At 36.6% G+C, this 13,880-nt stretch carries 14 protein-coding genes; 3 read left to right on the top strand and 11 right to left on the bottom strand.

Annotated elements, in window-relative coordinates:
- Positions 1 to 11: 11 nt before the first annotated feature.
- The 3 genes from opp3C to CRO56_RS18550 all read right to left on the bottom strand — a co-directional run bounded on the left by opp3C (position 12) and on the right by CRO56_RS18550 (position 3,688).
- On the bottom strand, positions 12 to 1,022 hold the full coding sequence (opp3C, locus tag CRO56_RS18560; protein ID WP_097160118.1) for an oligopeptide ABC transporter permease: 1,011 nt from the start codon (positions 1,020 to 1,022) through the stop codon (positions 12 to 14).
- Positions 1,022 to 1,951 carry an ABC transporter permease gene (locus tag CRO56_RS18555; protein WP_097160117.1) on the bottom strand — a complete coding sequence of 310 codons (930 nt, stop codon included), beginning with the start codon at positions 1,949 to 1,951 and terminating at the stop codon, positions 1,022 to 1,024. Before CRO56_RS18555 ends, opp3C begins: the two co-directional genes overlap by 1 nt.
- Positions 1,952 to 2,029: 78 nt before the next feature.
- Positions 2,030 to 3,688, bottom strand: coding sequence for a peptide ABC transporter substrate-binding protein (locus CRO56_RS18550; RefSeq protein ID WP_097160116.1), 1,659 nt, complete (start codon positions 3,686 to 3,688; stop codon positions 2,030 to 2,032).
- Positions 3,689 to 4,224: 536 nt separating this feature from the next.
- Here CRO56_RS18550 and CRO56_RS18545 point away from each other — a divergent pair.
- The gene (locus CRO56_RS18545) at positions 4,225 to 5,133 is read left to right on the top strand and encodes a LysR family transcriptional regulator (RefSeq protein ID WP_097160115.1); all 909 of its coding nucleotides are present in this window, start codon (positions 4,225 to 4,227) and stop codon (positions 5,131 to 5,133) included.
- 247 nt (positions 5,134 to 5,380) lie between these two features.
- On the opposite strand, the gene CRO56_RS18540 is transcribed toward CRO56_RS18545, so the two are convergent.
- Both CRO56_RS18540 and CRO56_RS18535 read right to left on the bottom strand, forming a co-directional pair.
- Positions 5,381 to 6,457 (bottom strand): DUF4179 domain-containing protein, encoded by a 1,077-nt coding sequence (locus CRO56_RS18540; protein ID WP_097160114.1) that lies wholly within the window; start codon positions 6,455 to 6,457, stop codon positions 5,381 to 5,383.
- Complete coding sequence (locus CRO56_RS18535) at positions 6,457 to 7,029, bottom strand: sigma-70 family RNA polymerase sigma factor (RefSeq protein ID WP_097160113.1); 573 nt, start codon at positions 7,027 to 7,029, stop codon at positions 6,457 to 6,459. The genes CRO56_RS18540 and CRO56_RS18535 overlap by 1 nt, the downstream gene beginning before the upstream one ends.
- Before the next feature lie 288 nt (positions 7,030 to 7,317).
- Between CRO56_RS18535 and CRO56_RS18530 the strand changes: the two genes are divergently transcribed.
- Complete coding sequence (locus tag CRO56_RS18530) at positions 7,318 to 7,536, top strand: hypothetical protein (protein ID WP_097160112.1); 219 nt, start codon at positions 7,318 to 7,320, stop codon at positions 7,534 to 7,536.
- A 145-nt stretch (positions 7,537 to 7,681) separates the two neighbouring features.
- On the opposite strand, the gene CRO56_RS23005 is transcribed toward CRO56_RS18530, so the two are convergent.
- On the bottom strand, positions 7,682 to 7,849 hold the full coding sequence (locus tag CRO56_RS23005) for a hypothetical protein (RefSeq protein ID WP_179714352.1): 168 nt from the start codon (positions 7,847 to 7,849) through the stop codon (positions 7,682 to 7,684).
- 784 nt (positions 7,850 to 8,633) lie between these two features.
- Entirely contained in the window at positions 8,634 to 9,065 is a 432-nt protein-coding gene (locus CRO56_RS18520; protein WP_097160110.1) for a WapI family immunity protein, read from the bottom strand.
- A 145-nt stretch (positions 9,066 to 9,210) separates the two neighbouring features.
- Here CRO56_RS18520 and CRO56_RS23000 point away from each other — a divergent pair, with 145 nt between their 5' ends.
- Entirely contained in the window at positions 9,211 to 9,369 is a 159-nt protein-coding gene (locus CRO56_RS23000) for a hypothetical protein (protein ID WP_179714351.1), read from the top strand.
- 128 nt (positions 9,370 to 9,497) lie between these two features.
- Here CRO56_RS23000 and CRO56_RS18515 read toward each other — a convergent pair whose 3' ends face one another.
- The 4 genes from CRO56_RS18515 to CRO56_RS18500 form a co-directional block, all read right to left on the bottom strand.
- The gene (locus CRO56_RS18515) at positions 9,498 to 9,965 is read right to left on the bottom strand and encodes a GNAT family N-acetyltransferase (RefSeq protein WP_097160109.1); all 468 of its coding nucleotides are present in this window, start codon (positions 9,963 to 9,965) and stop codon (positions 9,498 to 9,500) included.
- A gap of 31 nt (positions 9,966 to 9,996) precedes the next feature.
- Positions 9,997 to 10,236 (bottom strand): putative signal transducing protein, encoded by a 240-nt coding sequence (locus tag CRO56_RS18510; RefSeq protein ID WP_097160108.1) that lies wholly within the window; start codon positions 10,234 to 10,236, stop codon positions 9,997 to 9,999.
- 701 nt (positions 10,237 to 10,937) lie between these two features.
- A complete protein-coding gene (locus tag CRO56_RS23455) occupies positions 10,938 to 12,512 on the bottom strand; it encodes a glycine betaine ABC transporter substrate-binding protein (protein WP_281257333.1) in 1,575 nt (524 codons plus the stop codon).
- Between the two features lie 23 nt (positions 12,513 to 12,535).
- Positions 12,536 to 13,651 (bottom strand): ABC transporter ATP-binding protein, encoded by a 1,116-nt coding sequence (locus tag CRO56_RS18500; RefSeq protein ID WP_097160107.1) that lies wholly within the window; start codon positions 13,649 to 13,651, stop codon positions 12,536 to 12,538.
- Positions 13,652 to 13,880: the final 229 nt, after the last annotated feature.

Raw genomic sequence — 13,880 nt, 5'->3', positions numbered from 1 at the left:
TGATCCCCCCTTTATTTGCGCATTTTAGGATCCAATGCATCTCGTAAGCCATCTGCCAGGACATTAAAACAAATCATAATTAAACTAATAACTACCGCAGGAAAAATCATTTTATAAGGAAAAAGGAGCATAGACTTATAACCATCATCTACTAAAATTCCAAGTGATGCTAATGGCGGCTGTAATCCTAAACCTATAAAACTTAAAAATGCTTCGAAAAAAATGGCGGTTGGTATAGTAAACATTAAGGTGACGATAATAGACCCTAGGGTGTTAGGAAGGAGATGCTTTGTAATCAGTCTTAGTGGATTCGCACCAAGAGTCCTCGAAGCCAATACAAATTCTTGTCCTTTCAATTGCAGGATTTGTCCCCTTACTACACGTGCCATATTGACCCACCCTGTGATGACCATCGCTAATGTAATGGAGATGATCCCAGGTTCAAAAATTAAGATAAATAGAATAATTAAAATCAGGTTTGGGATTCCCACCAGAATCTCAATAATTCTTTGTAAAATATTATCGATGCGGCCGCCGAAATAACCCGAGATTCCCCCATAAATAACCCCAATAATTAAATCCAGTGCTGCGGCTAAAAATGCTATATATAATGAGATTTTTGTGCCTTCCCATACTCTAGTCCAAATATCTCTGCCAAACTGGTCGGTTCCAAACCAGTAATTCTCTGATAGATTTCTAGCTTCATATTGGTCAATGCCACTGGCATCAATCCCATTAAAGCCCAGCCATTCAAGACCAGCTATTTTAGGCGGTAAGTTGGAATGTAAAACATTTTGTTCACTGTATGTATGTCCGCTAAAATAAGGGCCGACTACCGCTAAGATTGTGATTATGGATAGTATTACAATAGAGAGAATCGCACCTTTGTTACGGCGTAACCGAATCCAAGCATCTTTCCAAAAGCTCATTTGAGGACGATTCTTCATTTTCTTTTCAACTTTTCCTACCACTGGATCTGGTTCAAATAGATCATTGCTTATTAAATCTAGGTTTTGCTGCATTATTGAACCCCTCCATCCAGACGTATTCTTGGATCAACCACTCCATAAAGTAAATCAACAAGGAAAATAATGATAATGAATACTACACTATAGAAGAGAGTAATTCCCATAATAACACTATAATCATTGAGCATGATGGACATCGTAAACTGTTCTCCGATACCAGGAACGGCGAATATTTTTTCTATAACCAGTGTTCCTGTGAGTAAGTTAACGGTTAAAGGAGCTAACATCGTTAAAACCGGTATCAGCGCATTTCGGAGAACATGTCTTACAATAACTTTCTTCCTGCTGATCCCCTTTGCCCTTGATGTTAGTACATAATCCTGACCCAAAACTTCTAGCATCTCCGACCGAATGAAACGAGCAACAGTCGCAATAACAATTACAGATAGAGCTATACTGGGCATAATTGTATTTTGATATCCTTCCCATAATGCAGGCGGAAGCCAGCCTAGTTTTACACCTATGTAATATTGCATAAGCGCAGCAAAAATAAATGATGGAATCGACATCCCTAAAACAGCAACAATGACTGCTCCATAATCCAAAAATGTATTATGTTTTAGTGCTGAAATAATCCCTAATAATAACCCGACAATCGTGCCAAATACTAAGCCTTGAAAACCGATTAATGCCGACGGACCAATCCTTTCAGCTATAACATCATTTACACTGCGACCAGCATATTTAAAAGAAATACCTAAATCACCTTGAAGTAAGTTGCCTAAGTACTTAACGTATTGAATCGCGACAGGCTGGTCTAGTCCATATTTTTGATTTAATAGTTCAATCTGATGGTCAGTCAATTCATCGGTATTCCCATATGGCGTACCCGGCAGTAATTGCATAAGTAAAAAAGTCAAAGTCACGATGATGAACAAAGCTGTGAATACTGAAATAAGTCGACTGAATACATAACGCCACATACTTTTCTCACCCCTTTTTATGACTTAAAAGAAGAGGTTATATCAATTGATTGTAACCTCTTCTTTGATTAAACTTTTTTACTCGATATATACCCATTTATAGTCATACTGCGGTAGTGTTGGATGATGTACGACATCTTTAACATAAGGCTTTCTGATGATTGCAGTCGCATCCTGGTACATGGGTCCAATGGCAGCATCATCAAACAACATTCTTTCAGCTTCAAGCATTAAGTCATATCGTTTTTCGTCGTCCAATTCATTCCAGGCTCTGTTAACTAACTCATCATATTCTGGATTGGAATAATCCATTCTGTTAAAGCTTTTTCCAGTAACCCACATATCTAAATAATTGAGCGGATCAGCACTGGATGGAATATAACTTGAAAGAGAAATGTCGTAATCGATCGCCTTTTCAAGTTCTAGCCGGCTTTGGAACGGCTGAATTTCAATATTTATGGTTAGACCATCCAGATTTTTCTCCCACTCTGCTTTTAAATATTCAGCTGTATCTCGATTAACTGTGTCATCAGCAGCTAGAACATTAAGCTCGATTGAATCTACTCCCAGCTCCTCTAGTCCTTGTTTAAAGTATTTTTGTGCCTCTTCGACCGTACCCGTAAAATCTCCATTCAATGAACGGAATGTTTCGCCTGACGGGGCTTTAGCAATATCCGGTACTAAGAAATATGTAGGTATAGAACCATTTTTCAAAATGACATCCGTTAATGATTCCTTTTCCCATGCCATATCAAGTGCTCGTCGGATATGCTCATTAGCTAAAAACTTGTTATTATGATTGAATCTTAAGAATTTAAGTCCAGCTGTTACAGAGGCTGAATAATTTGGATCAGATTTATATCTGTCAATAAATGCTGATGATACTTCAATAAGGTCAACTTTGCCAGCTTCATAAAGGTTAACCGCTGTAGACTCATCTTTGACTACTGAAACGTTAATTTCTTCGAGTTTAACCATGTCTGCTTCTCTGTAATTAGGATTCTTCTTATATTTCCAACCTTGATCATGCTGCCAATCCGTTAACATAAACGGTCCGTTATATAAAGCCATATCATATTCAGTTCCATATGCATCTCCAACCTCTTCTACAAAAGCTTGGTTAACTGGGAAGAAAGCCGTAAAAGCTAAGGAATAATTTAATAACGGGCTTGGCCCCTCAAGAGTGACCACAAGTGTTTTATCGTCTTTAGCCTCAATTCCCAATTCATCAGGTGACTTTTCGCCATCCATAATAGCTTGTGCATTCAAAATTTTCGCATTTGCGAATGAGTAGGTGTAGTAACCAACTTCTTCAAACGTTCTTTTCCAGGAATATTCATAATCATAGGCTGTAACGGGATCTCCATTACTCCATACATTATCTCTAATTGTGAAAGTATGAACTAATCCATCTTCACTAACTTCATGTTTAGAGGCACCAGCTAATACAGGTTGATGATTCTTGTCAATTCCGTATAGGCCTTCCATAGTATTGGAAATAACAACACCAGAAACTGTGTCATGGGCCTTTACAATATCTAATGAAGCAATTTCGTCTTCTTCGATTACCCGCAAAACTTGTCCTTGAGCTTTACTGCCTTCATCAGTACTAGCAGAGGCATCACCATTTTCAGTCGGCTGCTGTGTCGTTTTCTCAGACCCTGTGAAATTACATGCTGCTAATAATCCAATAACGATACATAAAAATGAAATGATTAATAGCGGTTTCTTATTCAAGAACTCGTCCCCCTTCTATGGTTAATAATTAATTCCCGAAATTTAATTAACCACCACCTCACCTTATAGGGATTATTTAAGAGATTCATTCGAAGCCTCTACGATAGGAGTATGAATCGAAATAATGTTTCGGGCCACGAATTTTTTAATAATAGTAACATGATTCTGATTTGAATAAATATTGAAAATTTTTATAAGAGGTATAGAGACTCTCTATATTGTCTAAAAGACTCAATAGGTTATTAAAAGGGTTCGTGACAAAAGAACCATCCTTTTTAAAATGTAATCCCTTCTAATCCATAAAATTTTATAAATTAAAACTGAATCCTGATTGTAATCACTTGCATTTTATGACCTTTGGCATAGATCATTCAACTCTTATTTATTTCGAGATTCGAAGTAGGATATTTTTCTCATTTTTCATAAAATTGTTTATCCTTGAATTAATAGGTTTGTATAATGGTTGGTATAAATCTGTTAAAACTATTGAATCATTCAAAAAGATCGCAAATTTTTAGAATGAGGTGCTTATAAAAATGAATATGGAACAAATTGAAGCTTTTATTTATGTATCATTAACCGGTAGTTTTAGCAGAGCTGGGGAAATTCTTCATATCTCACAGCCATCTGTAAGTGCACGAATAAAAACACTTGAAAATGAAATGGGATACCCGTTTTTTATTCGCAATGGTAAAATGGTCCATTTAACCAAAGAAGGAGAAACATTTCTTCCCTATGCTAAAATAGTTTTGGAAAACATGCGGGATGCTGTTCAAGCTATTCAGCAGACAAACAGCAATACAAAAGGGGAAATAAAAATTGCTACTGTATTCACAGTTTCAAATTATGTATTGCCTTTTCTCTTAAAAGAATTTAATGATTCATATCCAAATGTAAAGCTAGTAATCAATACGGTCCGTCCGGATCATGTACTTGATATGGTACTCAATCATGAAGTGCCATTAGGTATCTGCTCCTCTGTCAATCATCTGCCCATTGAAACCACCCTTCTATTTGAAGACGAATTAGTGCTTGCCATCTATCCAGAACACCCTTTTTCCTCAATGAATACTATTAGAATCAATGATCTTGCGAATCAACCATTTATTCTTTTTAATCGAGGTTCATCAGATTGGGAAATGATTAATAAGGCTTTGAAAACTGTAGGGGTAAAACCAAACGTGGTTTTAGAAGGAGATAATATTGAACTGATAAAACACATGGTTAGGAAAAAAATGGGGATAGGTTTTTTGCCTCGTTTTTCAATCGAGGAAGAATTACAATCAGGAGATCTGTTTGAAGTACCAATACGCAGTTTCCCCAGACTTAGTCTTCCTTTTCAAGTACTCTATTTAAAAGAAACTAAAATAGATGGGACTTTGAAGATCTTTTACAATTTCCTTTTAAATAAGCTGAACCGAGAGGGGTCGAGAAAAGTTATTTAAATAATCAAGAATTGAGCAAACATTATCAAATAAAGAACCGAACTCTCTCATAAAGAGAAATGTTGGAGTAATAATATAATTATTTTTTTGTGTAGGAGCTCTGCTCAGGATTATTTCTTTCCTTATCTATAAAGTTCTCGTGCTATCATTTAGTCACTCAATTATCATTTCTATTCATATGGGACAAGGAGAAACACTATTTCATAAAAACAAGGCGGTACTCCACAGTGGAAGCACCGCCTTGTTTTTAGTTTATATCCTTACTATCTTTATCTCGAACGACAATTTTATATGGAGTACTGCCAACGATATCTTTTAAGTCATCAGATTGCAGAAATTCGCGAATGACGATTTCGATTTTGTTTGCTAGTTCAGGTGCTTCACTGTCTGACTTATTGATTGTTGTTGTTATAAAAATGTTAATAGTACCCTTCTTATAGGAGTACCCGACGCCTTTTGTTTTGTACTCTTTTTTACTCAACAGACCTTCCCAAATCACAGGCAGTACATCACTGGTCCATTTACTCTCAATATCCCTTTCTTGAACATTAAATGGATGGAATTTGATTGAAACATCTTTTTTAATATCTTGCTTTTTAATCCCTTCAAGGATTGCTTTCTCGATTTCCTCCGTATGTTTTTCTGTATCTTCGATGTCCAATTCTAACCTAATAGCTTTAGCATCCGGACCAGTATAGCCGCCACCGTAATTGTGAATTTTATAGCCTTGCTGCTGTAATTTTGGCACAACCTCTTTCAATACATCAAGGGCAAGCTCCATTTCTCGATATTTAGGATCATTTGCTGGATCAACATTAGGATCAATGGTCCTTTCTTGCTCTACTTCAACCTTAAAGTCATCATATCTTCTAGAAGAAATGACATCTTCTGTGATTATTTTAATTTCTTCTTTTACTTGGTTGTAATATTCCTCTGATCCTTTTACTGTTACATGATATGTCTTCTCTCGAACACTATAACCTGTCCCGACGATTTCATAGCCTTTATCCTCGAGTTTCTCCCGTAAAACTTCATAAATCGGCTTTTGTTCGAAAATTTTATTTAAAAATGGGATTTTGGAGGCTACTTCTGCCATTGTCGGTGAAACAAATGCAGATCCGATGAAGAGCCCGAATAACACTAAGCAAGAAGCAATCACATAGGATATTTTCTTTGTAAATCTAGGGTGGTGCATCTTCTCAATCTGGCTCATATCTTCACTATTAATTTTATGTTGAACTTTATCTTTAATCCGCACAGCTACTTGATCATTGAAATAATTTTTCTGGTAATGTTCATATACCTTTTTCAGCTCTTTTTCCACTAAAATTCTTCTCCTTCCTTTGCTTGAATTTTCCGTTTTAGAATATCTCGCCCTCTAGAAAGCCTTGTTTTTACGGTATTTGTATTTAACTCAAGTATCTTGGCAAGTTCATTAATTTTTACATCATAAAAATAATGGAGCACAATGACTTCCCGATATTTCATCGGCAAAGTCATAATGGATTGCAGGAGCTGTTCATTGCGGTCAGCTTTAAGAAAAAAGGATTCCGTGCTTTCAGCTTTCTTGAAATTTTCAAGGAAACTACTCTCAAATAGCAGTTGCTTCAAGCTCTTTTTCCTTAAAAAATCTTTGGAAGTATTAACAGTGATGCGATATATCCAAGATTTCAAAGCCGCCTCTCCTCTAAAACTATCTAGATATTTATAGGCCTTTAGGAAAACCTCTTGTGAAATGTCCTCTGCTAAACCTCTATCCTTCACAAAAGAATAAGCAAGCAGGTACACCTTCTCGGCGTAGAGGTCCATTAGCTGCTCAATTACATTTCCTGTATCTTGATTATCGATATCGATTTCGTTATTTGGGTAAATTGCATGCAATTCTTTGTTTCCCACTGCAGTACCTCCTTTCTATCACTCTTTAGACATTGACACATAAAAATTGGTTTCATTTTTTAGTCGCATCTTTTTATCAGATATAAAAAGCTGTGATTACTAACTGGTTCACTAGTAAACTCACTTGATAAATGTTAACTGGTTGAAAATTTTATATTACCAAATTTAAAAAATTTACTATTGATATCAAAATATGTAAAGAAATGGTTACTTGGACATTCTCTTGCGCTTTCTGCTGTATGATTAGATCGTAAGTTATTTCAGCAGCTATTTAAGGAGGCAATGAAAATGGAAGGATTAAAGAAAATGAAAAAAGGTTTACTTGCTTTATTGGCAACTTTTATGCTTATTGGAATTGCCGCTGGTTGCAGCAATGCCACAAATACTGAGGATCCGGGAACAGAAGAAAACCAAACTGGTACTGAAGATACTGGTACCGAAGATACTGGTACTGAAGAAGGTACTGAAGAAGGCAATGAGGAAGGTACTGAAGAATCTGGGAACTAACAAAAGGTTAACCCCTGTCAGAAAGATGGCAGGGGTTTTTCATTAGAAAGAGCCTTGGGGACTGCTTGTAAAACTTTATCCGTTGCACGATCTTTTGTTACATCTAGTACTGGATTTCAGCCAGCATAAAAAAGCTGCTGTATCTCTAATTATTGATTTCTTTTTTCACAGCTTCGCGAGTTAAAAATGCATTATTTAACCCTTTATCGCTAAATGCGTTATCGCTATTTAAGCGATCTTCTAATTGTTCACTATCCATATGATCCTTTATGCCTGGTTTTTTTCTATTTATATTGTTACCGTCTTGTGACATAAGTTTTGCCCTCCTTTTGCTTTATTATCCGCTGCCAGCAATTTCTTATACTAAGGCTAATACGAGGATAATTATGAATTTATTTTCCATTTCTTCTACAGTTAATCTGCCCATTTATAAAACAAATCTGTATAAAGTTTGTTGTTCTTTAACTCTTGCTACCCTTTATTTAATATAACTAAAAAACTACATTGTTTTATGTTTTAAAAATACATGGTCCATTAATAATAAAATGTGGTAGAACAAATTTGAAGCGATTATACTTAACAACAATATTATAACAAAACCTTGAAATGAAAAACTGGAGAATCCATTTAAAAGGATTATTATAATCAATGTAAGAATCAGACTTGAAATAGTATACATTCCTACTTTTAATAAATACGATTTCGTTTTCGAACTTTTTTGTTGAATCTTCAAACTGTCAATTCCAAAAGTTATCGGGATCCCTATAAAAAAGTAAACAGGAGTAATATATATAAAAGTTAATAAGAATGAATCCCATATTCCAGGGTAATAGTGATCTGGGATTGCTTTGTGACTCTGGCATGTATGACAAAAGTGAAGACCCTAAAGAAAATAAAAATGATGAAATTAGAGCAACAAGCAATCTTTTTCTCATCTTAGCATCTCTCCCTTTCAATACAGTTCCTTCTTTAACAAACCTGCCCTGGTTAACAAATGAAGAGAATACTATTTTAATTAGGCATTACACAACGGACAAACCTGCCCGGATAGTTTAAAACTTCTGCATATAAAGAGTTAACCATATGGGCTAACGCACCTAAGGAATTCCGATAACTGGAAATTCAGTTAGAATTTGTTCTAATTCCTTAATTAATCCTTGTAAATATGATTGGTCTGATTTAAATTCGAAGTTCAGTATAGCACCATGTCCAGCAGGATAGCAGGTTTCAGCACTCCATTTAATTTTACCTAGCTGGTCGATTTCACCTTCAAAATGATAATAACCATCTAGGTTTTTTAGGATTGCCTTTCCCACCATTTCTTTCTCTAATTTTTTCAGTTCATTTGTGAAATCCTGTAGTTCATCCGTCCTTAAATCCATCGGAAATCCAGCCAAATAACCTGGTATGTTTAAATTAATTTTAGAAAATAACCAATTTCCATCCCAATAGTCAGTTGTGTTTGGATGACTTCTTCCTAATACCTCAATCTCAATTTTAGTGTCCTCACCAATTAAATGGAATTTCATTTAAACCTCCCTAAATCTTAAATACTTAAAAACCATTATAAATATTTTACTGGTCATTAAGTGAAATTCCCTTGAATCCTCGGATTTATCGAGTGTTTATTTGTAAATAATAAGATTGTGAAACAATAAATAGAGGAGGATTTGTATGCAACAGGAACAAAAAGCTAAAGAGAATTTGGGTTCTATTATGAAACCAGAAATCGTCGGAACGGATGCACAAAAAGTAAAAAAAGAAATTCAAAAAGATGTAAGCGAAGGACAAGGTGCAATGACTTCCCGTGAGGCAGGAGCAATGCGAGATTAAAAAACCACTCAAAGTGGTTTTTTATTTTTCGCTTCAAAATTAAACACTTTAGCATCTCTCATTTTGATTTGATAAAGATGCTGCAGAGCTATCTTGCCCCTTTAGATAAACTCCACTCACCCGTTACACTAAGAAGGAAAATATTCCATCGGTTCTGTACAATGAACGTAACCATTTTTCTTATAAAAATCAATGCTATCATCACTTGGCCATACAATAATAAATTCATATCTATTTTTTTTAGTCCACTCATTTATTGTGGTAAGTAACTTACTCCCAATGCTCTTATTTCTATATTCTTTAATCGTATATACGTTCGTTATATAAGCAAATGGATATGTTATTCTGCCAGGTCGTGGCACTTTTTGTATTAATTCTATGTATATATGCGAGACAATTTTTCCATTATCCTCTGCAACCCAAATAAACCATTGACCACTATTAAGTGCACTCTCTAAAAAAGAGTGGCATTCTTTTTCAAAATCAGTGAACGATGTCTGTTCAATTTTTTTACTTTCATCATATTCAATTGTAAAATCCCACCTCATTTTTATCAGTTGGTTAATATCTTGTTCATCAGCAAGTCTTATATTCATCTAGAATTCCTCTCCATAACAGATTCAGATTTTAATACTTTCTTAAAACCTCTTTTGCCCTTTCATAATCTTTCTTACATACTTTTATAGTGTGTGGAGTCCCCCCGAGAGCAGCAAATCGGATGCTGTGATTACCCCCACTGCTTACTTTAAATTTTGTTATACCCGCACTACGTAATTTTTCTTTTGCCTTTAAAAGTTCTCCTGCATCTAAAGTGGTGAATACAGGGTAAGTTCGTGCAAAGATAAACTCATACAACCATTGAAACATTTAAACACCCCATACATTTTTACGATATAAATCTTTAAAAGTTCTTTTTAATTAGGAGTTTCACCTCTGTTACTTCCTTAACCCTATTATTTAATCTGTTCCGTAAGCTCAATAGATGAAGGGCAACTTTCCTTCATATAATGTTTATGTATAATTCAATTTTAACATAATATTCCAGATTTGAATGTTTGAATTCCGAAATGAATTGAAATAAAAAAAGGCTGTTCTTGTTCTACTAAAGATCTTTATTAACTTCTCCTTGTTGCTTTCTGAATATCGTAATTTAATCTTTCATCAGTCATAGCCTAAATCTAGCAAGAATAACCGGCTGGCTCAATTGGATATTTCTGAATTACAGATATACGACCTTAATTTTTAAAAAATGCCCGTTATAACAAATTATCAGGACATACGTTCCGCTATTTGCTAAAAAACCGTAAAATTGAAGTTTTACGGACATAGGTTCCGCTATTTACATTAAATACCTCAAATATTGCCTATTTTGGGCCAAATAAAGGAACCAATGTCCGTTAATCTTGAAATTCCGCATTTTTTTCACTGTTAACGGAACTGATGTCCTTTAGCGTCCCTCGCTGCTTAGTACGATATGCGAAACCTGAGTTTTATTAAAAAAAAGGAAGACCTCAGATCGAGAGTCTTCGCTAGGAAACAGAAGAACCGTCCCCCTGTTTCCCCCTGTTTCAGTCAATTAACCCTTCTTCTCTTAAAAAGTCAAGCGCAACTTTTTCATATTGCTCTTTATCCAAATCTACTTTTGCGTTTAGCTCTTGCATTTTTTCATTATTGATTTTACCGGCGAGCATTCCCAATACTTCTTCAATTTCAGGATACTTTTCTAGTGTATCGGCTCTGATTACTGGTGTAGCGTAGTAAGGAGGGAAAAATCCTTTATCATCCTCAAGGATTTGCAGATTAAAGGCAGGGATGCGTCCGTCTGTTGAATAGGCGTCAATGACATCGACCTCACCATTTTTAATGGCACTATACATGATTCCAGAATCCATCGCCTGAGTTCCGCCAAATTCAAACCCGTAAGTATCTACAAGACCTGGGTATCCATCCGGGCGCTCCAAAAATTCTGGTTCTGACCCAAGTGTCAGCTCTGCTGCTTTCTCTCCTAAGTCCGAAATGGTTTGAACACCCCAGCTTTCAGCATCCTCTTTCCGGATTGTTAAAGTATACGTATTGTTAAACCCAAATGGTTCTAACCAAACTAAATCATATTCCTCTTTAAACCTTTCTTTTACAATGTCATAGACTTTATCCGGATCGCTGACCATTTCTTCTTTTAAAATACTCAGCAGCGCCGTCCCAGTGTATTCCATATACAAATCATAATTTCCCGTGTTAACCCCTTCGAATGCAGGTGCTGTACCGCCAAGGAATGATTCGTATTCCACATTCAGTTCTGTATGTTCTTCAATCAGATGCCCCATGATATAAACCATAATTTCCTGCTCAGTGAAATTTTTGCCGGTAATGGTAATCGTATCTTTGCCGCCTGCGGTTTCACCCAGCTGTGATGCTAACGTTGAAAGGGGCAGAATTAAAATTAAAGCTAAGACAACCCATTTTCTCCAGCGGCTTACATTTTTACTCGTTTTTTGTCCTTGCTTGAGTCCTTGAGGAGTCACGTCGGCCTCTAACAGCTTCAATAGGTAATCAAAAACAATGGCTAATAAAGCCGATGGAATTGCACCGGCTAGAATGAGGCCAGTATTGTAAGTTTGCAGTCCGCGGAAGATTAAGTCCCCTAAGCCTCCAGCCCCGATGAGGCCCGCAATGGTAGCAACCCCAATGATTAAAACGGTAGCCGTACGAATTCCACCCATAATCACACTTAGAGATAAAGGCAGCTCGACCATCCACAAGACCTGGCGATTGGTCATCCCCATCCCAATTCCAGCATTAATCGCCGACCGTTCAACACCTGTGATCCCTAAATAGGTATTACGTAAAATGGGCAATAATCCATAGACCGTTAAAGCAATAATGGCAGGAACCTGTCCTGTACCGATGAATGGCACTAGAAACACTAACAGCGCCAAGCTTGGAATCGTTTGAAAAACCCCTGCTATTCCAATAATTGTATCAGCAATCTTCCGGTGCCTAGTTAAATAAATGCCAAGAGGAACAGAAATTAAAATAGCAATAGCAATTGAAATGAGAGAAAGATACATATGCTCCAATATCAAATTCCATATAGTCGGCCACCGGTTTAGAAAAACATCAGCGGTATTACTAATAAAATTCAATATGCTTACACCCCCTAGCATGTTTACTCGACCATTTCGTCGACCATATACTCTACCAGACTTGAGCGAGTAACAATTCCAATAAGCTTTCTTTGAGCGTCGATGACGGGGACAAAACCATAATTGGATTCGTTAACTAGCTGAAAAGCTTTTTCTGCAGGATCATCTTGTTGCAGTGTCACGACGCTTGAGTCCATAATGTCCTTTAACATCAGTTCTTCTTCTTTATAATGTTTTTGGACATCCCAAACAGAGACAATGCCCTGGAATATGTTTTGTTTATCCACTACTACAAGACTGTTTACACGCTTGCTTCTCATAAATTTCATAGATTCAGCCAGCCTGCGGCTTTCACTGGCTGTAACAGCAGGAACCATCAATTTGCTCAGCTTTGGCAACGTAATATTTTCTTGAAGACGATCTTCCCCAATAAAGCTCCGTACAAACTCATTTGCAGGACGGCGAATCATATTTTCGGGTGTATCCAGCTGTACAACCTTTCCGTCTTTCATAATGCAAATTCGGTCAGCAATCTTTAGCGCCTCATCCATATCATGGGTAACGAATACAATGGTTTTACGGATTTCCTGCTGCAGCCGGACCAATTCATCCTGCAGCTGTTCCCGGCTAATAGGATCCAGAGCACTAAACGGTTCGTCCATTAAAATAATTTTCGGTTCAGCGGCCAACGCACGAATTACTCCAATCCTTTGCTGCTGCCCGCCGCTCAGCTCTGAAGGGTAACGATCTCCAAAAACCTTTGGATCCAGGCCGACCATATTCATCAATTCATCGACTTTACCTGCGTAAGCTTCTTTCTTCCATTTCATCAGCCTGGGGACAAGCGATACATTTTCTTTTATGGTCATATGCGGCAGCAATCCGATTTGCTGGATGACATAGCCGATTGTCCGGCGAAGCTTTACAGGATCTTCCTTTGATATATCTTTCCCTTCAATCTTAATCACGCCGCTCGTTGGCTCTATAAGGCGATTAATCATCCTCATAGTCGTCGTTTTTCCAGATCCGCTGGGCCCAATCAGAACGAGCAATTCTCCTTCTTCGACATGAAATGTAATATCCTGAAGTGCATGAAACCCATCCGGGAATACTTTATTTACTTCTTTAAACTCAATCAACTTTGCAACACCTCCAAAACTCTCAGTAGCAATTTTTAATTACCCAAATCATGGAAAAATCGTCTTTACGTAGGTTTTACAGGATAACATCACACAACCGATCGTATTCGAATAGTAGAACCCATAGATACGTTATGTATCCCCATTTTTTTCCTACCTATTCATACTTACCCGTTTATTGACTTACAAAACATTTTTATTATAGTTGGAAAAATAGTCCAAATCAGAG

Source organism: Bacillus oleivorans (genome assembly GCF_900207585.1).
Lineage (GTDB): Bacteria > Bacillota > Bacilli > Bacillales > JC228 > Bacillus_BF > Bacillus_BF oleivorans.
Note: the sequence above shows the minus strand (reverse complement) of the source record. Positions and strands in the feature narration are given on the sequence as shown.